Source organism: Streptomyces sp. PL-25 (assembly GCF_058344915.1).
The window spans coordinates 89,125-109,647 of sequence record NZ_CP136997.1; the positions used below are offsets into that span (position 1 = coordinate 89,125).

Annotated in this window: 13 protein-coding genes; all 13 read left to right on the plus strand. The window is 72.7% G+C overall.

The window, feature by feature from the left end; all coding sequences use genetic code 11:
• The first annotated feature begins 2 nt into the window (after positions 1-2).
• The 13 genes from R4Z62_RS00375 (at position 3) to aepX (ending at position 20,383) form a co-directional block, all read left to right on the plus strand.
• Positions 3-7,208 carry an amino acid adenylation domain-containing protein gene (locus R4Z62_RS00375; RefSeq protein ID WP_491521815.1) on the plus strand — a complete coding sequence of 2,402 codons (7,206 nt, stop codon included), beginning with the start codon at positions 3-5 and terminating at the stop codon, positions 7,206-7,208.
• 200 nt (positions 7,209-7,408) lie between these two features.
• Entirely contained in the window at positions 7,409-8,983 is a 1,575-nt protein-coding gene (locus R4Z62_RS00380) for a tryptophan 7-halogenase (RefSeq protein WP_382846440.1), read from the plus strand.
• Positions 8,984-9,017: 34 nt separating this feature from the next.
• On the plus strand, positions 9,018-10,316 hold the full coding sequence (locus tag R4Z62_RS00385; RefSeq protein WP_382846442.1) for a cation:proton antiporter: 1,299 nt from the start codon (positions 9,018-9,020) through the stop codon (positions 10,314-10,316).
• Between the two features lie 321 nt (positions 10,317-10,637).
• Positions 10,638-11,852 (plus strand): cation:proton antiporter, encoded by a 1,215-nt coding sequence (locus R4Z62_RS00390; protein WP_355480524.1) that lies wholly within the window; start codon positions 10,638-10,640, stop codon positions 11,850-11,852.
• Positions 11,853-12,268: 416 nt separating this feature from the next.
• Positions 12,269-12,667, plus strand: a complete 399-nt coding sequence (locus R4Z62_RS00395) for a hypothetical protein (RefSeq protein WP_382846444.1) — start codon at positions 12,269-12,271, stop codon at positions 12,665-12,667.
• Positions 12,668-12,692: 25 nt separating this feature from the next.
• Positions 12,693-12,947, plus strand: a complete 255-nt coding sequence (locus R4Z62_RS00400; protein WP_159393052.1) for a hypothetical protein — start codon at positions 12,693-12,695, stop codon at positions 12,945-12,947.
• Positions 12,944-13,948, plus strand: coding sequence for a polyprenyl synthetase family protein (locus R4Z62_RS00405; RefSeq protein ID WP_355480520.1), 1,005 nt, complete (start codon positions 12,944-12,946; stop codon positions 13,946-13,948). The genes R4Z62_RS00400 and R4Z62_RS00405 overlap by 4 nt, the downstream gene beginning before the upstream one ends.
• Positions 13,945-15,321, plus strand: coding sequence for a cytochrome P450 (locus R4Z62_RS00410; protein WP_064530856.1), 1,377 nt, complete (start codon positions 13,945-13,947; stop codon positions 15,319-15,321). Before R4Z62_RS00405 ends, R4Z62_RS00410 begins: the two co-directional genes overlap by 4 nt.
• A 191-nt stretch (positions 15,322-15,512) precedes the next feature.
• On the plus strand, positions 15,513-16,403 hold the full coding sequence (locus R4Z62_RS00415) for a class I SAM-dependent methyltransferase (protein ID WP_355480516.1): 891 nt from the start codon (positions 15,513-15,515) through the stop codon (positions 16,401-16,403).
• Positions 16,400-17,464 carry a polyprenyl synthetase family protein gene (locus R4Z62_RS00420; RefSeq protein ID WP_491518786.1) on the plus strand — a complete coding sequence of 355 codons (1,065 nt, stop codon included), beginning with the start codon at positions 16,400-16,402 and terminating at the stop codon, positions 17,462-17,464. The genes R4Z62_RS00415 and R4Z62_RS00420 overlap by 4 nt, the downstream gene beginning before the upstream one ends.
• Positions 17,461-18,300, plus strand: coding sequence for a TauD/TfdA dioxygenase family protein (locus R4Z62_RS00425; protein ID WP_491518787.1), 840 nt, complete (start codon positions 17,461-17,463; stop codon positions 18,298-18,300). The genes R4Z62_RS00420 and R4Z62_RS00425 overlap by 4 nt, the downstream gene beginning before the upstream one ends.
• 2 nt (positions 18,301-18,302) lie before the next feature.
• Positions 18,303-19,475 carry a thiamine pyrophosphate-dependent enzyme gene (locus R4Z62_RS00430; RefSeq protein WP_491518788.1) on the plus strand — a complete coding sequence of 391 codons (1,173 nt, stop codon included), beginning with the start codon at positions 18,303-18,305 and terminating at the stop codon, positions 19,473-19,475.
• Between the two features lie 32 nt (positions 19,476-19,507).
• On the plus strand, positions 19,508-20,383 hold the full coding sequence (aepX, locus tag R4Z62_RS00435) for a phosphoenolpyruvate mutase (protein WP_491518789.1): 876 nt from the start codon (positions 19,508-19,510) through the stop codon (positions 20,381-20,383).
• Positions 20,384-20,523: the final 140 nt, after the last annotated feature.

The following is a 20,523-nucleotide window of genomic DNA, read 5'->3' on the forward strand; positions in this document are numbered from 1 at the left end:
ACATGCTGCCGCTGTCCCCCTTGCAGCAGGGCATGTTGTTCCATTCCGTCTACGACGCCGGACGCGGCGCCGCCGACGTGTACACCGTGCAGGTCACGGTGGCGCTGGCGGGGCCGGTCGACGCGGCCCGGCTGGAGCGGGCGGCGGTCGCGCTGCTGCGTCGGCACCCCAATCTGCGGGCCGGGTTCTGGCACGAAGGGGTGCCGCAGCCGGTGCAGTTCGTGCCGGCGGAGGTGCGCATCGGTGTCGATCGCGCCGATCTGTCCGCCGCCGGGGAGGCCGGGCGGGCGCTGGCCGAGCTGGAACGCGCCGAGCTGGAGCGGCGGTTCGAGCTGCACCGGCCGCCGCTGGTGCGGCTGGTGCTGGCCCGGGTCGCCGACGACGACCACCGGCTGGTGATCACCGTGCACCACATCCTGGTGGACGGATGGTCGATGCCGCTGCTGGTGGGCGATCTGCTGGCGCTGTACGGCAGCGACGGCGACGTGTCCGCGCTGCCCGCGGCGCGTCCGTACCGGGACTATCTGAAGTGGCTGAAGAAGCAGGACGTGGCGGCGGCCGAGGCCGCCTGGCGGAGGGCGCTGGCGACGCTGGAGGAGCCGACGCTGGTCGCGCCGGCCGACCCGGCACGTCCGGCGGTGCGGCCGGGTGTGCACGCGCTGGAGCTGTCGGCCGGGGCCACGGCGCGGCTGACGGCGGCCGCGCGGCGGCTCGGGACGACGCCGAGCACGCTGATCCAGTGTGCGTGGGGCCTGGTCATAGGTCAGGTGACGGGCCGTCAGGACGTGGTGTTCGGTCTGACGGTGTCGGGCCGCCCGGACGAGATACCGGGGGTCGAGTCGATGCTCGGTCTGTTCATCACCACCGTGCCGGTCCGGCTGGTGACGCGCCCCGAGGAGAGCGTGGCGGGGCTGCTGCGGCGGTTCCGGGACGAGCAGAACGCGCTGCTCGCCCACCACCACCTGGGGCTCGGCCCGATCCAGAAGCAGGCGGGCGGCCGGGAGCTGTTCGACACGCTCGTGGTGATCGAGAACTATCCCGTGGACCCGGGGGCGACGCGCACGGTCGGCGGCGGGCTGCGGGTGACCGGGGTGGAGGCGCGTGACGCCACGCACTATCCGCTGACCCTCGCCGTGGCGCTGGAGGAGCGCGCTCTGCTGCGTCTGGAGTACCGCCCCGACCTGTTCGACGCCCGGCACGCGGAACTGCTCGCCGGGCGTCTGGCCCTGGCGCTGGAGCGACTGTCCGGGCCTCCCGAAGTCGCTGTCGGCACCCTGGAGCTGCTGCCGGAGGCGGAGTCCCGGCGGGTGCGCGAGAGCTGGCGGGGCGCGGTGCGGGAGGTACCGGGCGGTACGGTCGCCGACCGGTTCGCGGAGCAGGTGGCGCGGACGCCGGACGCCGTCGCGGTGGTCGCGGGCGAGGTGACGCTGACCTTCGCCGAGCTGGAGCGGCGGGCCGCGCGGCTGGCCTCGCTGCTCGTCGCGCGCGGGGTGGGCCCGGAGTCGGTGGTGGCGCTCGCCGTGCCGCGGTCGGCGGAGTCGGTGGTGGCGATCCTCGCGGTGCTGCGGGCCGGTGGTGCCTATCTGCCGCTCGACCTGGACCATCCGGAGGACCGGCTGGCGTACATGCTCGACGACGCCGCTCCGGTGTGCGTGCTGACCACCTCCGACGCGGTCGGTCTGCTGCCGCGGACGGGCGGGCCGGAGCGGATCCTGCTGGACGCGCCCCTGACCGGGGTCGAGGCGGCCGAGACGGTGCCCGTGCCGCCGGACGTGGTGGCGGAGCATCCGGCGTACGTGATCTACACCTCGGGTTCGACGGGCCGCCCCAAGGGCGTGGTGCTCACCCACGGCGGCTTGTCCAACCTGTACGCGAACCACATCGGCGAGGTCTTCGCTCCGGTGGTCGCGGCGGCGGGCGGGCGCACCCTGCGGGCCCTGCACACGGCGTCGTTCAGCTTCGACACCTCCTGGGAGCAGCTGTTCTGGCTGATCGCCGGGCACGAGCTGCATGTGCTGGACGAAGTAGGCCGCCGCGACGCGGAGTTCGTCGTGGGATACGTCCGCGGGCGGCGCATCGACGCGATGGACGTGACCCCCACCTACGCCCGCCAGCTGCTCGACTGGGGCCTGCTGGACGCCGCGCACCACCGGCCCGCGCTGCTGCTGCTCGGCGGCGAGGCGGTGCCGCCGGAGCTGTGGTCCGAGGTGCGGGACGCCGGTGGCGTCATGTCGGTGAACCTGTACGGGCCGACCGAGTACACGGTGGACGCGCTCGCCGCCGACCTCTCCGTGCGCGGCACGCCGGTCGTGGGGCGGCCCATCGGCAACACCGGCGCCTATGTGCTGGACGGCGCGCTGCGCCCGGTTCCGGCGGGGACGACGGGCGAGCTGTACCTCGCCGGTCACGGCACGGCGCGCGGCTATCTGGGCCGGTACGCGCTGACCGCCGAGCGGTTCGTCGCCGACCCCTACGGCCCGCCCGGCACCCGGATGTACCGCACCGGTGACCTCGTACGGCTGGGCACTGACGGGCAGTTGGAGTATCTGGGGCGGGCCGACGACCAGGTGAAGATCCGGGGTTACCGGATCGAGCCGGGCGAGGTGGAGTCCGCGCTCGTCGCGCTGGAGGGCGTGGCGTCCGCCGCGGTCGTGGTGCGCGAGGACACTCCCGGGGTCAAGCGGCTGGTCGGCTATGTGACCGGCGTCGCCGATCCGGTCGCGGTCCGCGCGGAGCTGGCGGCGGTGCTGCCCGATCACATGGTGCCGGCGGCGGTCGTGGTGGTGGAGGCGCTGCCGACGACGGTCAACGGCAAGCTGGACCGGGCCGCGCTGCCCGCTCCGGTGCTGACGGGGACGGCGGTGTCCCGGGCGCCTCGCGACGCCCGTGAGGAGACGCTGTGCCGGGTCTTCGCGGAGGTTCTGGGTCTGGCCTCGGCGGGTGTGGACGACGACTTCTTCGCCCTGGGCGGTGACAGCATCGTCTCCATCCAGCTGGTGACGCGCGCCCGCAAGGAGGGCCTGGTGCTCTCCCCGCGTGATGTGTTCGAGCAGCGCACCCCGGCGGGTCTGGCCACCGCCGCCCGCGCTGTGGACGCCAGCGCCGCACCGGTCGTGTCCCGGGAGCCGCTGGTGGTCCCGGACGCGGCCGGGCGGGCGGTGCTCGCCGGTGCGTTCGGTGAGATCGCCGAGGTGCTGCCGCTGGCGCCGCTCCAGGAGGGCCTGTACTTCCACGCGGTGTACGACGACCGGGCGCTGGACGTCTATCTGATGCAGAACTTCGTGGAGCTGCGGCACGCCGTCGACATGGCCGCGCTGCGGGCCGCGTTCGACGCGATGCTGCGCCGGCACCCCAATCTCCGCTCGGGCTTCTGGCACGAGGGTCTGCCCCAGCCGGTGCAGGCCGTCCCGGCCGCCTGGGAACTGCCGTGGTGCGTCGAGGACTTGACCGGTCTCGACGAGGAGGCGCAGCGGTCCGCGCAGCGTGAGTTCTCCCTCGCCGACGCGGCGACCCGCTTCGACCTGTCCGCGCCGCCGCTGATGCGCGTGACACTGCTCAAGTTCGCCGAGGACCGCTGGATGCTGTGTGTGACGCAGCATCACATCCTGACCGACGGCTGGTCGGAGTCGCTGTTCTTCGAGGAGCTGTTCGCGCTGTACGGGCGCGGCGGCGACCTGGATTCACTGCCCCCGGTGACGCCGTACCGGGACTATCTGCGGTGGCTCGCGGACACCGACTCCTCGGCGGCGCTGGACGCCTGGCGGGCGCATCTGTCGGGGCTGGACCAGGCGACCCTGGTCGCACCGGCCGACCCGGCGCGGCAGCCGGTCACCGCCGAGGTGGTGGACATCGCGCTCGGCGCAGAACTCAGCGACGGGCTGCGGCGGTTCGCCCGTGGCTGCGGGGTGACGCTGAACACCGTGCTGTCGGCCGCCTGGGCGCTGTCGCTGGCGGCGCTGACCGGCCGGGACGACGTGGTGTTCGGTGCCACGGTCTCGGGCCGCCCGGCGGACGTGCCCGGCGTCGACCATATGATCGGCATGTTCATGAACACGCTGCCGTTCCGGGTGACGCTGCGCCCCGACGAGTCGCTGCGGGACCTGCTGGTACGGGTGCAGCGCGAGCACGCCGAGCTGCTGCCGCACCACTACCTGGGTCTCGGCCGTATCCAGCGGGCCACCGGGCTCGGGACCCTGTTCGACACGCTGTACGTCTTCCGGAACACGCCGCTGGACGACGCCGCCCGCGAGGAGGCCGTCGCCCGGTACGGCATCGGCTGGACGCACAGTGTGGACGGCACCCACTACCCGCTGACGCTGGCGGTGACGCCCGGCGCCTCGCTGGAGCTGAGCCTCGCGTACCGGCCCGACCTGTACGACGCGGCGACCGCCGGGGAGCTGGCGGCCCGGCTGCGCCGACTGGTCGGGCAGTTCGCGGCGGGCGGTGCCACCGCGGTGGGCCGGCTGCACGCGCTGGCGGACGAGGAGCGGGCGGCGCTGCTGGAACTGGGCGACGACACGGGGCACTCGGTGCCGGACGTGTCGCTGATCGACCTGTTCGCGGGGCAGGCCGCGGCCACTCCGGACGCGACGGCGCTGGTCTTCGAGGACGAGCGGCTGAGCTACGCCGAGCTGGACGAGCGGTCCTGCCGTCTGGCGCGGGTCCTGATCGAGCGGGGCGCCGGTCCCGAGCGCACGGTGGCGCTGGGCCTGCCGCGCTCGGCGGACTTCGTCGTCGCCCTGTTCGCGGTGCTGAGGACGGGCGCCGCGTATCTGCCGCTGGACCTGGACCATCCGGTGGACCGGCTGGCGGCGATGGTCGAGGACGCCGCGCCGCTGTGCCTGGTGACCTCGACGGCGGTCGCCGGCCGGGTGCCGAGCGTGCCGGGTGTGCCGCCGCTGGTGCTGGACGCGCCGCCGACCGCGGCGGACCTCGCGGGCCGCTCGGGCGCGCCGGTCACCGAGGACGAGCTGATCGCGCCCCGGGACGGCCGGCACCCGGCCTACCTGATCTACACGTCCGGTTCGACGGGCCGCCCCAAGGGGGTCGTGGTGCCCTACGCCGGACTGGTCAACATGCTGTTCAACCACCGCGAGCGCGTCTTCGGCCCCGCCGTGGAGCTGGCGGGCGGGCGCCGGATGCGGGTGGCGCACACGGTGTCGTTCGCCTTCGACATGTCGTGGGAGGAGTTCTTCTGGCTGGTGGACGGGCACGAGGTGCATGTCATCGGCGAGGAGCTGCGCCTGGACCCGGCGGCGCTGACCGCGCACTACGACCGGGTCGGCATCGACGTCGTCAACGTCACCCCGTCCTACGGGCAGCAACTGGTCGACGCCGGTCTGCTGGACGCGGACCGGCACCGGCCGACGCTGGTGCTGCTCGGCGGCGAGGCGGTGCCCGACTCGCTGTGGACGCTGCTGCGGGACACCGAGGGCACCATGGGCTACAACCTCTACGGCCCCACCGAGTACACCATCAACGCGCTCGGCGCGGACGCGGAAGCGAGCGCGTCCTCCTGCGTCGGCCGGCCCATCCACAACACCCGCGCCTATGTGCTCGACAGCGCGCTGCGGCCGGTGCCGCGCGGGGTGCCGGGCGAGCTGTACCTGGCGGGGGCGGGGCTGGCGCGCGGCTACTTCCGGCGCCCGGCGCTGACGGCGGAGCGGTTCGTGGCCGACCCGTTCGGCGGGCCCGGCACGCCGATGTACCGCACCGGCGACCTGGTGCGCTGGCGGGCGGACGGGCAGCTCGACTACCTGGGCCGTACCGACCACCAGGTGAAGATCCGCGGTTTCCGGATCGAGCTGGGCGAGATCGAGTCGGCGCTCACCGGCGATCCGGCGGTGGCCGCCGCCGCGGTCGCCGTGCACACGGGTCCCGGCGGGGTGAAGCGGCTGGTGGCGTACACCGTCGCCGCCTCCGGCGGCGCGGACGCCCCGGACGCCCCGGGGGCGGGCGCGCTGCGGGCCAGACTGTCGGCGCTGCTGCCGGAGTTCATGGTGCCGTCCGTGTTCGTCCCGCTGGACGCGCTGCCGCTGACGGTCAACGGCAAGGTGGACCGCGCCGCGCTACCCGCGCCCGCCTTCGGGGACACGGGCGGGGGCCGCCCGCCGAAGGACGCCCGCGAGGAGCTGCTGTGCGGGCTGTTCGCCGAGGTGCTGGGGCTCGAACGGGTCGGCGTGGAGGACAACTTCTTCGACCTGGGCGGCCATTCGCTGCTGGCGATGCGGCTCGTGGGCCGGATCCGCGCCGAGCTGGGCGTGCCGGTGCAGGTCGGCACGGTGATGTCGGCGCCGACGGTGGCCGGGGTGGCCGCGCGGATCGGCACCGACGCCCGCCGTGACGCCCTGCGGGTCCTGCTGCCGCTGCGCGAACGGGGTTCCAGAGCGCCGCTGTTCTGTTTCCACCCGGCCTCCGGGTTCAGCTGGCAGTACACCGGTCTGCTGCGGAACCTGGACCCGGAACGGCCGGTGTACGGCGTGCAGTCACCGGGCCTGTCGGGCGAACTGCCCGCCGTCGCGGACGTGGCCGGGCTGTGCGAGCTGTACCTGGCGGAGATCCGCGCCGTCCAGCCCGAGGGGCCGTACCACTTCGCCGGATACTCCTTCGGCGGCACGGTGGCGCACACGCTGGCGGCGATGCTCCAGGAGCGGGGCGAGGACGTGGCGTTCCTCGCGCTGCTGGACGCCTACCCGCCCGAGCGGGAGGACTGGTCCCATCTCGACTCCCCCGACTGGCGGGAGCGGCTGGAGCGGGAGGAGAGCGGCTTCCTGCTGGCGGTGGCCGGCCTCGACGGCGACAGCGGCCGTGCGGTGAGCCGCGCCGAGGCGGTCGCCGCGATCCGGGACAGCCAGGGCCTGCTCGCCGGGTTCGACGAGGAGCTGCTGCACGCCGTCGTCGACACCAATGTGCACTGTGTGCGCCTGCTCTCGCGCAGCCGTACGCGCCACTTCCGCGGCCCGGTGCTGTTCTTCACCGCCGCGCGCTCCACCCCCGCTGAGGACGCACCGGGCCTGGTGTGGCCCGCCCACATCGACGGCCCGCTGACCGAGCACGTACTGGACTGCGGTCACGACGAGGTGATGTCGGCGCGTGCGCTGGACGAGATCGGTCCCCTGCTGGACGCGGCCCTGCGGGCCGTCCCGGACGGGGGCCCGCAGCGGCCGCCGACGGCGATTGACCCGGCGTCCGCCAGCCAACTAAGGTAAGCCTTACTTGCGTTGCCGGGCAGGTCGTCTCCGGGCCCCAGGCCCCGTTTCCGACACCTCCTTCCCCACGGCACATGTCCCGCCGCCCCGCCGGACGGCCCCGCCCGATCCCCTCGGGCGCCGCCGTCCGGCCCGTGCGGCCCGCACGACACGCAACCGCCAATCCCACCGGCTCCGGCCGCACTTCCAGGGAGAAACACATGTCCACGCCCGAGCACGCCACCGACACCACCACGGCGGGTCCCGCCGGCTCCTACGACGTCGTGGTGGTCGGCGGCGGCCCCGGCGGCTCCACCACCGCCGCCCTGGTCGCGATGGCCGGCCATCGTGTCCTGCTGCTGGAGAAGGAGTCCTTCCCCCGCCACCAGATCGGCGAGTCGCTGCTGCCCGCGACGATCCACGGCGTGTGCCGCTTCCTCGGCGTGACCGAGGAACTGGAGAAGGCCGGCTTCATGCCGAAGCGCGGCGGCACATTCCGCTGGGGCTCCAACCCCGAGCCGTGGAACTTCCTGTTCGCCTACTCCCCGCTGATGTCGGGCCCCACCTCCACCGCCTACCAGGTGGAGCGCATGAAGTTCGACAAGATCCTCCTGGACAACGCCCGCCGCCTCGGCGTCGAGGTCCGCGAGCGGTGCACGGCCGTGGCCACGCTGAGCGAGGGCGAGCGGATCACCGGCCTGCGCTGGACCGACGAGGACGGCCGCACCCACGAGACCGCCGCCCGGTACGTGGTCGACGCCTCCGGCAGCAACAGCAGGCTCGCCCGCACGGTCGGCAAGCGCAACTACTCGGACTTCTTCCGCAACGTGGCCCTCTACGGCTACTACGAGGGCGGCAAGCGGCTGCCCGGACCGGACGCCGGCAACATCCTGTGCTGCGCCTGGGACGACGGCTGGTTCTGGTACATCCCGCTCACCGACACGCTCACCAGCGTCGGCGCGGTCGTCAACCGCTCCCAGGTCGGCACCCTCTCGCGCGACCCCGAGGGCGCCATGGCCCAGTTCATCGAGCAGGCCCCGATGATCAAGGAATTCCTCCAGGACGCCGAGCGCGTCACCGAGGGACCCTACGGCGAACTGCGCGTCCGCAAGGACTACTCGTACGCCATGGAGCGCTTCTGGCAGCCCGGCCTGGTGCTGGTCGGCGACGCGGCCTGCTTCGTCGACCCGGTGTTCTCCACCGGCGTCCACCTGGCCACCTACGGCGGTCTGCTGGCGGCCCGTTCGATCAACAGCGCGCTCGCCGGCGGCCTGGACGAGGAGCGCGCCTTCGGCGAGTTCGAACGCCGCTACCGCCGCGAGTACGGCGTGTTCTACGAGTTCCTGCTCGCCTTCTACGACATGCAGCACAACGAGGAGTCGTACTTCTGGCAGGCCCGCAAGGTGTCCCGGGCCGAGGCGACCGATCTGCGGGCCTTCGTGGAGCTGGTCGGCGGTGTCTCCTCCGGTGAGTCGGCGCTGACCGACCTGGAGGGGCTCAAGGAGCGCTTCGGCGGCTCCTCCAGGGAGCTGGCGGACGCGGTCACCCGTACCGGTCCCGCGCAGACCGAGAGCGGCGAGCGGATGGGCGAGCTGTTCGGCACCCAGGTGGTGACGGAGGTGATGCAGGGCATGAACGAGGTCCAGGCCCGTGCCTCCATGGGCGGTGCGACCACCCTGGAGAAGCCGCTGTTCGAGGACGGTCTGGTGGCCTCGTCCGACGGTCTCGGCTGGGCCGTGCCGGCGACGGCGGACGCCGGGGCCGCCGTGTCCGCGCAGGGGGGCCCGGCCGCATGACCGCGCCCGCCGTCGCCGGTACGGGGGCGCTCCGGTGAGTGCGGAGGAGATCACGTCGAGCGTGCTGGCGGCCACCGGTGTGGTCGTCGCCCTCGCCGCCGGGCTCTCGACGCTGGCCCGCCGGGTCGGGCAGCCGCCGGTGATCGGCCAGGTGCTGGTGGGCATCGTCCTCGGGCCCAGCGTGCTGGGCCGGTTCCCCGGCGACCCCAGCTCCGCGCTGGTTCCGGTCGAGGCACTGCCCCACCTCGGGGTGCTCGGGCAGGTGGCGCTGGTGCTGTTCATGTTCTCCGTGGGCTGCGAGCTGGACACGTCCCTGCTGCGCCACCAGGGCCGGGCGGTCACCTCGGTGTCCGCCGCCGCGCTCGCCGTCCCCATGGCGGCGGGCGCGGGGCTCGGCTGGCTCGTCCTCGGCAGCGACCTGGCGCCGCAGGGCGTTCCCGACGGCTGGGCCTTCCCGCTGTATCTCGCGGTCGCGCTCTCCATCACGGCGATGCCCGTCCTGGCGAGCATCGTCCGCGACCGCGGGCTGTCCACGACGACGCCGGGCACGGTGGCCACGGCCGCCGCGGCGCTGACCGACGTCGTCGGCTGGCTGCTGCTGGCCGGTGTCGTCGCACTCGCCGGTTCGGGCGGCCGCTCCGCGGCGGAGCTGGTCGGGCTGCTGGCCTGCTATCTGCTGGCGATGTCCGCGGTGGCCCGGCCGGTGCTGCGGCGCGCCGGCGCCCTCCGGGGGGCGCTGCGCGACGGACCGCTGATCGCGGTGGCGCTGCTGTCCGGGTGGGCGACCAGCGTTCTCGGCCTGCACGCGGTGTTCGGGGCGTTCCTGGCCGGGCTGCTGATGCCGCGCCGTACGGACGGCACCCCCGACCCGGAGCTGGTCTCGTGGGCGGACCGGGCGGGCAGCCTGCTGCTTCCGGTCTTCTTCATCACCACCGGCTGGTCCGTGGACATCGGCGGGCTGGGCGGCGTGGACGTGCTGCTGCTGCTCGCGCTGTTCGGGACGGCGGTCGTCGCCAAGCTCGGCGGCTGCACGCTCGCCGCCCGCCTGAGCGGCGGGAGCTGGCGGCAGAGCGCGGTCATCGGGGCGCTGATGAACACCCGGGGCCTGACCGAACTCATCGCACTCAACGTGGGCAAGCAGGCGGGCCTGCTCGACGGCCGCTGGTACTCGCTGCTGGTGGTGGTGGCGGTCGCGACGACCGCGATGACGGGCCCGCTGCTGACCTGGCTCGGGCGGGACGGGGACGCCGAGGACGGCGGGAACGACGCAGACGGCACGGGCGGGCGTCCCGTCCCCGAGGTCGCCCACGCGGGGACGGGCTCGGGGAACTGAAGGACGGCACGGCACCCGGGCCCCGCACCCGCGTCCAGGACCCTGGGGCGGGGCCCGGGTGCCGTGACGGTGCGGTGCGGTGCGGTGGGCCCGGCCTTCCCTCCTACGGCGTACGACCGGTCGTGCCGGGCGCGGGGTCCGGGTGAGGCTGGCCGTGGTGACCGTGGTCCGTGCCGGATCCCGTCGCGGTCCCTGCCGGTCGCCACGAGGAGCCCGAGATGTACCGGAACACCGCAGCCGAGTCCGACGCCGGGCGGCGTGGGCGCCGTCCACGCGGTCGCCGCTGCGCGACGCGCCGCCCCGGCGCCTGCTGAGCGGGCCATGGCCCACCCCGGCACCCTCGTCCTGATCATGGCGGCGGCCGTCCTCGCACCGGTCCTCGCCGAGGCGGTGACACGCCTGGTCCGGGTGCCGCTGGTCATCTTCGAGATCGTGCTCGGTATCGTCATCGGCCCCGCGGTGCTCGGCTGGGCCCACCCCGACCGGGTCGTCGACACCCTCTCCGACCTGGGCCTGGCCATGCTCATCTTCCTGGCCGGGTACGAGATCGAGTTCGCGGCGGTCCGCGGGGCCACCCTGCGCCGCGCCACGGCCGCCTGGCTCGTCTCCCTCGCCGCCGGCATCGGGCTCGGCTTCCTGATCAGCGGTGGAGCGGCCTACCAGGCGTTCGTCATCGGCACCGCGCTGACCAGTACGGCACTGGGCACGGTGCTGCCGATCCTGCGGGACCAGGGGGAACTGCGCAGCCGCTTCGGCACGGTGGTGTCCGCCTTCGGCGCGGTGGGCGAGTTCGGGCCGGTCGTCGCCATGGCGCTGCTGCTCAGCGGACGCGGTCCGGGTAAGTCCACGGTGCTGCTCGTCGCTTTCGCCGTGATCACCGCGGGGGCCGTCGGGTGGGCGCTGCGGCCCCGGCGGGCCTGGTTCTCCCGGCTCGTCGCCACGACCCTGCACAGCAGCGGCCAGTTCGCGGTCCGCTTCGTCATGCTGCTGCTGGCGGGCATGCTCGCCCTGGCGCAGGCGTTCGGCCTGGACATCCTGCTGGGCGCCTTCGCCGCCGGTGTTCTCACCCGGCTCGTGCTGCACAGCGCCTCGCCCGCGCACGGCGCGGAGGTCTTCGGCAAGGTCGAGGCCCTCGGGTTCGGGTTCCTCGTGCCGCTCTTCTACGTGGTGACCGGGATCGAGTTCGACCTGCGCGCCCTGTTGCACGACGGGCGCGCGGCGGCGCTGGTGCCCGTCTTCCTGCTGCTGTTCCTGCTGGTGCGGGGCGGCCCGGTCCGCCTTCTCGCGCCACCGGGCCTCGGTCCCGGCGACCGCCGGGCGCTCACGCTGTTCGCCTCGACATGTCTGCCGCTCGTCGTGGCGATCACCACCATCGGTGTCGACCAGAAGGTGCTCGGCGGGGACCAGGCCGCGGCACTGGTCGGCGCCGCGATGGTCTCGGTACTGGTCCTGCCGCTGCTCGCGACGCGGCTGCGCCGAGGCGGCCGGCGAACGGAACGGGCCTCTGCGTCCTCGGCGGAGTCGGAGGCGTGGTGACGGACCGCCGCAGCTCCCGACGGCGGGCGGGCACGCCGGGCGACCGGCACCGGCCATCACCGTAAGATCTTTCGGAAATACGTCTGCGCCGCACAATGGACTCACCCGCAACGGCAGTCACAGGAATTCACGACACCAGCCTTTTTCGGGCGCGGTGGAGATCTGTTGACCGATTTCCGACTCCACGGCAATTCCGCGATGCCGCAGAATAACCACGGACTCGCACCAGCCGGTCGATGCGGGATCAAGAACACACCTGTACGCGTGCTCGGTCCGCACGGACTGACAACCTTGTCACCGCCGATCCGTTCGATTTTCCCGCCTCCCGAACGATTCGAACACACGGATTACGAGACCGGCTTTTCCCCCATGCGCGGAACGGCCGGAACTCCGCCCTCCCCGTGAAAGGCGAACAGATGACCGACGACGCCGGAAAGCCCGCCGCGCAGCCCACCGACTACGAGACCTTCATGGCCTCCGTGATCTCTCTCGACGGAAAGTCCCTGATCGCCGACCTGCACAAGGCCCATGCCGAGTTCCCCGAGCTGATCACCGCCTTCACCTACCTGAGCATCCACGCGGCGGCCTCGGTCATCGCCGGCAACAGCTTCCGGCGCGGCAATCTGCTCGCGGACTGCGGACCCGCCGTCGCCGAACTCGCGATCACCGCTGCGAACTCCGTCGTCAAGAGTCCCGATCTGGCCAGGAGCGCGCTCTCCCGTATCAATGCCCACTACATCCAGGCCGCCATGGAGAAATCCATGGAGGAAGGCCGTGTCGTCGCGCCCACGGTGGTGCAGGCATCCGATCTCTAGACCAGCAGGCCCCTACCGCAAGGAAATGAACGAGGTGACTGCTGTCGTGAACCCCATCAATCTCGTCGATTTGGCGAAGCTGTTCGAATCCGCCGTCTCTTCCGATGCCGCGAAGCGGCGGGACGTGCTCGAATCGGTCCCCGCGGCCGAGCGCACCCGGATCGGACGCGTCCTCGGGGAACTGCTCGCCAGCCCGGAGGACGAGCGCATGCTGCGGCTTCCCATGACCGACACCGACATGGTCGACTTCGAGATCGCGGAGGAGGTCGGACACGGATGAACGCCCCCGTGCGCGACGGCATCGAATGGAACCTGGCCGAACACGCGGCGTCCTACCCCGCGTTCGACGGCCATCCCGCCATCAAGGCCGAGTTCGCCCGCTCCCTGCGCAAACGCACCCGTCTGTGGGAGCCGTTGCTGACCCTGCTCGCCACGGAGTTCGGCCACCGGCCCTCCCATGCCTCCGCGCGGGTCCTGAGCGGCTGGTTCACGATGGTCCACCTCTCCGCGCCGATCGACCAGATCGTGGACCGCGACCCGATGTCGGAGCAGTGGCGCGAGCTCGGCGGTGCCGGCGCCATCGAGCTGGTGCTGGCGCTCAAGGACCAGGTGCTGCGCGCCCCCCTGGCCGCGCTCGACCCGGCGGCCGACACGGCGACGGTCCAGGCGGTGTCCCGGGCGACCGTCGAACTGGGCTCGGCGTGCCTGACGGCGTCGATCGGCGAGTACCTCGACGTCGTGGGCTATTCCGAGCTGCGTTCCGAGCCCCCCTACCCCGTGCGGGCCGCCACCCGGGTCGCGCTCTTCTACGAACAGCTCGTCGGCTGGAAGTCGTCCGTCATCTACGAGTGCCTGCTGCGCTGCGCGGCCCTCACCATGGACGCACCGGACGCGGCGGCCGAGGCGCTGGCCCGCTTCGGCCACCACATCGGGTTCGCGGTACAGGTGCTCGACGACGCCGGCGGGGTCTGGGGCGGCGGTGACGACCTGGAGAAGGACCCCGTCAAGGTCACCTCCCCCCTCGCCTACGCCCTCGCGCTCGACCACCCTCGCCGCGACGAGCTGGTCGATCTGCTGCACACCCCGGCCGCCGACCGGGACGTGGCGAGAACACGCGACATCCTCGACGGCGTCCAGGCCCGCGCGTTCCTCGAATTCCTCATCCGGGACCGGATCTCGCTGGCCGTCGACGCGCTGTCCGAGGTGCTGCCCAAGCTCGCCGACCCGCTGGAACGCTGGGCGGACGCCTACTTCCGGCGGACGCCGGAGACCGTCCGGTGACCGAGACCGCCGCGCCACCGGCACCCGCCGGCCGGGCGCGTCCGGCGGCCATGCCGGGGCTGCCGTACTTCGGCGGCATCGCCCGGATGAGGAAGGACCCGATCGCCTATCTGAGCGAGGCGAGCCGCCGGGGCCCGGTCGTCCGGCTCGGACGGATCGGCAGACGGTCGTACTACCAGGTCAACGATCCGGACCTGGTGCGGACGGTCATGACCGCGCCGTACGCGGACATCGGCATGACCCGCACCAACGACGTGCTGGGCACCCTGTTCGGCGAGTCGGTGTTCACCATGCAGGGCGAGGTGTGGCGCAAGCGGCGCGACGAGTTGCAGCCCGCCTTCCGGACCTCCAACCTGCCGGAGCTCTTCGGTTCGGCGGCGGACGAGATCGACCGGACCGTCTCACGCCTCGCCCCGATCGCCGAGGCCCGGGGATCGGTCGACTGCAGCGCCGCGTTGCTGGACCTGCTCCAGCGCATGATCGTACGGATGATGTTCGGTGTGGCGGTCCCGGAGACCGCCGCGCAGCTGACCCGTGCCTTCGACTACGGCCTGGAGTACCGGCAGCGCCGCCGCTGGGCGCCGGCGGGTCTGCCGCGCTGGTTCCCGACCCCGGCGAGCCGGCTGTTCGACGACGGGGTGGCCCGGCTCAACGCCAGCATCACCGAGATCATCGACGACCACCGCGCCCACCCGCCGGAGCGGGCCGGCCTGCTCCGGATGCTGATGGAGTGCCGCGACGAGGAGACCGGCGCGGGCTGGACGGACGACGAGCTGCTGGCCGAGGTGAAGACGACCTTCGTCGCCGGATGGCTCACCACCGCGACCGCGGCGGTCTGGCTGTTCGACCTCCTCGGCCGCCATCCCCGGATCACCGCCCACGTGGTGGACGAGCTGGACCGCCTGCCGTCGGACCGGCCGCTCCGATACGAGGACCTGCACACCCTGGAGTACACGGAGGACACCATCCTGGAGGCGATCCGGCTCTTCCCGCCGGGCTGGCTGCTGAGCAGACGGGTGCGGCGGACGTACACCCTGGGCGGCCACCGCCTCGGCCGCGACACGGTCCTGCTGGTGTCGCCGTACGCGCTGCACCGGGATCCGGCCCACTGGACCGAGCCGGAACGGTTCGATCCCGGCCGCTTCCGCCACGGCACCCACGGTGAGGCGCACCGCGCCGCGTACCTCCCGTTCGGGTACGGACCGCGTGTCTGCATCGGGCGGGGTGTGGCGATGATGGAGCTGAAGCTGATCGTCGCGACCCTGCTGCGGCGGTTCCGCTTCACGCTCGCCGACACCGCTCCCGCGAGACTCCAGCCCGTGTCCTTCCTGCGGCGTGCCGACCCTCTCGTTCTCGGTGTCGCTCCGCGCTGAGCCCTTCACGTCCCTTCGAAGCCCTCGCGTCCCTTCGCGTTCCTTCGCATCCCTTCGACCGGGATCCGCCGTCCGCGCCGTCCACCGCCGCGGGCCGGTCCGGCAGGCACACCCCCCATCGGCTTCCGGCCCTGCCGCCGCCAGGCGGAGAGCGGGAGTCGCGCCGCCACTCATCGTGACGAGGTACTGGTATGAGAAAGGTCTCGCTCGACTCCGTCGAAGCGCAGCCGAGTGAATCAGCGGGCGGTCGAGCCGTCGTCGACACCGCCTACGAGCGGGAAGTCGCCCGGATGTACGACGAGAAGCAGGACGACTTCAACCTGCTGCTCGGCAAGGAGACGAACCTCGTCCACCACCACTTCGGGATCGGGGACTTCGACCGGACGCCCGGGGCGCTCCGGAACGAGGCCGCGGTGCAGCGCCGGCTGCACGAGCTGGAGAACGCGCAGACCGAGCGGCTGCTCGACCTGCTCGGCGGCCTGGGACCCGAGCACCGGGTCTTCGACGGCGGCTCGGGCCGGGGCGGCACCGCCTTCATGGCCCACGAACGCCTGGGCTGCTTCGTCGACGGCGCCACGATCTCCCGGTACCAGCAGGGGTTCGCCGAACGCAGCGCCCGCGAGCGGGGCTGCGACGCCAAGGTCCGGTTCCACTACATGAACATGCTGCGCACCGGGCTGCCCCGCGCGAGCGTGGACGCCGCGCTGACCAATGAGGTCACGATGTACGTCAGTGATCTGACCGCGCTGTTCCGGGAGTTCGCCCGGATCGTGAAGCCGGGCGGGCGCTATGTCTTCGCGACCTGGGCGGTCGACGAGAGCGGTTCGGCGGACGATGTCATCGCCGCGATCGACCGCCACTACGCCTGCACCATGCACACCCGCGGGGCCTACCTCCGCGCGCTGCTGGACGCGGGGTTCGTGCCGTACCACGTGGCCCAGATGGACGACGACGCGCTGCCGTACTGGGAGCTGCGACGGCGCAGCGAACACAGCGACACGATCGAGCAGTTGTTCATCGACGGGTACAACGCCTCCTCGATCGCCTATCTCATGGTCGCCGCGGAACGGATCGGGACGTGATCCCCGGGGCGCTGCTGAACCAGTTCGACCAGGAGCTGTTCGCCTTCCTGCACCGCGAGCAGCCGCGGTCCGAGACGTTCCGGCGGATGGTCAGCGATCACATGGCCTGGCGCTCGTGGGACGACGGCGAGCCGGCGGGGGACGACTCCCGCGGCAAGCGGGTGCGGCCGCTGCTGGCGCTGCTGACCGCGCGGGCGATAGCCGGTGACCACCGCAGGGCGGTGCCGGCGGCGATAGCGGTGCAGCTCGTCCACGACTTCAGCATCATCCTCGACGACATCATGGACGGCGACCGCACCCGTCGGAACCGCCCGGCGCTCTGGGTCAGTTACGGCACCGGGCACGCGATGACGGCGGCGGCCGGGATCTACGTCGTCGGACTCGACGCGCTGCAGGACTACCTGGACGGGGCATGGCCCCATGTCGAGGCGCGGGACCTGTCGAGGACCCTGCTGGACTCGTGTCTGGAGATGGCCGACTCCCAGCACATCGACCTGGACTGGGAGCAGCGGCTCGACATGACGCTCGACCAGGTCAGGACGGTGGCTCTGGGCCGCTCGTGCCTGATCAGATGCGGGATCGAGCTGGCGGCGGCCGTCAGCACCCCCGAGCGCGAGGTCCGCGCGGCGTTCCGGGAGTTCGGCGCGCTGGTGGCCACGGCGTTCTCGGTCATCGACGACTACCGCGGGCTGTGGGGCAGTGAGGAGCGCAACGGCAAGCCGCTCCGCAGCGACCTGCGCCAGCACAAGAAGACGTTCCCGATCGTCGTCGGACACCAGCGGTGCGCTCCGGCCGAGCGCCGCCGCCTCCAGGCCCTGCTCACCGTCCCGCATCCGGGCGACACCGAGATCGCGGCGATCATGGAACTGCTGGACGGGGCCGGCGCCCCGGGCGCCACCCTGCGCGAAGTCGCGCGCCTGTCCGAGCTGGCCGTCGCGTGTCTGCGCCGGCCGCCGCTGGACCGCTTCGCCGTCTCCGATCTCGTCGAGCTGACGGAGAGCCTGTTCGGCGGGCTCACCGGTCCGGCTCCCGCCCTGCCGCAAGGAGGATTCACGTGGTGACGCACTCGTCGGCCGACGGAGCCGCGCCGGCCGTCCCCCCGTTCGCGACCCTGCCGCCGCTCACCTCGGCCCGGCTGCCCGAACTCGCGCCCCGCATCAAGGAGGCGTGGCTGCGCCATCCGGTCCTGGTGTTCCACCGGTGCGAGCTGTCCCCCGACGACCTGGTGACGTTCGGCGCGCTGTTCGGCACACCGGTGCCGGTGCCCACCCAGGAGGCGATCGTCGACACCACCGGGCTGCCGCCCGAGGTCATGGTCATCTCGAACATCGTCGAGGACGGCCGTCCGCTCGGTCATCTGGGCGGCGGCGAACTCGGCTGGCACACCGACATGTGCTACGTCGCCGAGCCCGCGCTCGCCAGCGCGCTCCACGCCGTCGAGACACCCGAGGGGCACGGCGACACCTGGTTCCTCGACATGTCGGCCGTGTACGACACCCTGCCCGCCGCCCTGCGCGACCGGATCGGGTCGCTGTCGTGCAAGCACGACGACAGCCGCACGGCGGCGGGCGACCTGCGCCACGGCCGTACTCCCGTCACCGACATCACCACCTCCTCGGGCGCCGTCCACCCCCTGGTGCGCGTCCGGCCCGAGAGCGGGCGCAAGGCCCTGTACCTGGGCCGCCGGCTCAACGCCTATGTGCCGGGTCTGCCGCTCGCCGAGTCCGAGGCACTGCTGGACGAGCTGTGGGGGTACTGCGACAACCCGGCGGCGGCCTGGGCGCACCGGTGGCAGCCGGGCGACCTGGTGGTCTGGGACAACCGGGTGACGATGCACCGCCGGGACGCGATCCCGGACGGGGCGCGTCGGCTGATGCGCCGGATCCAGGCGAGGTGACCGTGAACGCGACGTCCGCGCCCGAGGACACCCCGGCCCTGGACCCCGACCTCGTCCTCGACACACTGCTGGCCCGGGGCTACCGCGAGATGGCGGCGGTGCCGTGCAGCTATCTCGGGCCGCTGCTGGCGCGCGCCGCCCGGCGCCCGGACGTCACCTACTTCCCGGCGACCTGCGAGAGCGAGGCGGTGTCGGTCGCCGCGGGTGCCTGGTTCACCGGCCGGCGCGTGGTGGTCGCCCTGCAGAACTCCGGGCTCGGGGACGCCCTCAACCCGCTCGCCTCGCTCTGCCTGCCCTACGGCGTGCCGGTGCTGCTGCTGATGTCGGTCCGCGGCGAGCCGGGGACCCGGGACGAGCCCCACCACGACGTGATGGGACGCACCACGGCGCGGATCCTGGACGACGTCGGGATCGCCCACGCGTGGGTCCCGGCCGACTCCGCCGGGTTCGTGCGCGCGGTGGCGGAGGCCGAGCGGACGATGGACGCCTCCCGACGGGCCTACTGCCTGCTGATCAGGAAGGGGACCTTCCGGGACGGGCCGCAGACCGTGCCGCTCGGCCGGAGCGTGCCGCAGCAGGTGCCGGGCACCGGCGACCGGCTGAGCAGGGCGCAGGCGATCAGATGGCTGCGCGAGCGGCTGCCCGAGGAGCAGGTGGTCGTCACGACGACCGGGCTGACCGGCCGTGAGCTGTACGCCGCCGGGGACCGCCCGACCCATCTCTATCTCAGCGGCTCCATGGGCTGCGCCTCGGCGGTCGGTCTCGGCATCGCGCGCTCGGGCGGGCGGCCGGTGGCGGTGTTCGACGGCGACGGTGCGTCCCTGATGCGCTTCGGGACCCTGGTCAGTGTCGCGGCGTCGGGGCCGGACCTGCTCCATGTCATCTACAACAACGGCTGCTACGACTCCACCGGCGGGCAGCCGCTCCAGGGGCCCGTGCCGTTCGCCGCGACCGCCGGGCTGCTGGGCTACGCGGCGACGGCGTGCTGCGCCGCACCGGCGGAACTCCCGTCCGCGTACGACAAGCTGATGGCGCAGCCGGGGCCCCGGCTGCTGGAGATCAAGGTGACGACCGATCCGGTGCCCGCGCCCCGGGTCCCCCTCGCCCTCCCGGACATCGCGGCCCGGCTGCGCGCCCTGTTCGGCTCCCCCGTCACGACGGCGACGGCCTCATGAGCGGCACCGGTCCGGCGCCGAACAAGACAGCCATGCTCAGGCACCTGCTGGACCGCCCGGAGATCAGTTTCCTGATGGAGGCGCACAACGGCCTGTCGGCGAAGCTCGTCGAACGGGCCGGCTTCGAGGGCATCTGGGCCAGCGGTCTGTCGATCGCCGCGGCGCTGGGGGTGCGCGACAGCAACGAGGCGAGCTGGACCCAGGTCCTGGAGGTCGCCGAGTTCATGAGCGACGCGACCGGCATCCCGATCCTGCTCGACGGGGACACCGGCTACGGCAACTTCAACTCGGTACGCCGTCTCGTGCGCAAACTCGAACAGCGCGGGATCGCCGGAGTGTGCATCGAGGACAAGCTCTTCCCGAAGACGAACAGCTTCGTCCGCGGCGGCACCCAACCGCTCGCCGACGCCGAGGAGTTCGCCGGGAAGATCCAGGCCGCGAAGGCGTCCCAGCACGACCCGGACTTCGTCGTCGTGGCCCGCACCGAGGCGCTCATCGCGGGCGAGGGACCGGCCGAGGCACTGCGCCGCGCCGAGCTGTACCGGTGCGCCGGCGCCGACGCGATCCTGATCCACTCGGCCCGCTCCGACGCGAGCGAGATCCTGTCGTTCAAGGCGGAGTGGGGCGACCGGCTGCCGGTCGTCATCGTGCCGACGACGTACTACACGACGCCCACCGAGGTCTTCGCCGAGGAGGGCATCTCCACCGTCGTGTGGGCCAACCACCTCATGCGCTCCGCCCTGCGGGCCATGCAGCTCACCGCCGCCACGATCCACTCCGAACAGCATCTGCGGAACGTCGAGGTCACGGTGGCGTCCCTGGCCGAGGTCTTCGAACTGCAGGGCCAGGACGAGCTGGCGGAGGCGGAACAGCGCTGGCTGCCCAGGCGCAACGCCCCGAGGCGCTGAGACACGATCACGCGGGACGACACGGCCGCGCTCCCCTCGGTCCCCGTCCCGCGCGGATAGACTCCGCGCGAGCCGAGACGTCCGAGCCGAGCCGAACGGTCCGGGACCGGCACGCGGCCGGACCGCACTCCTGCCCGCCC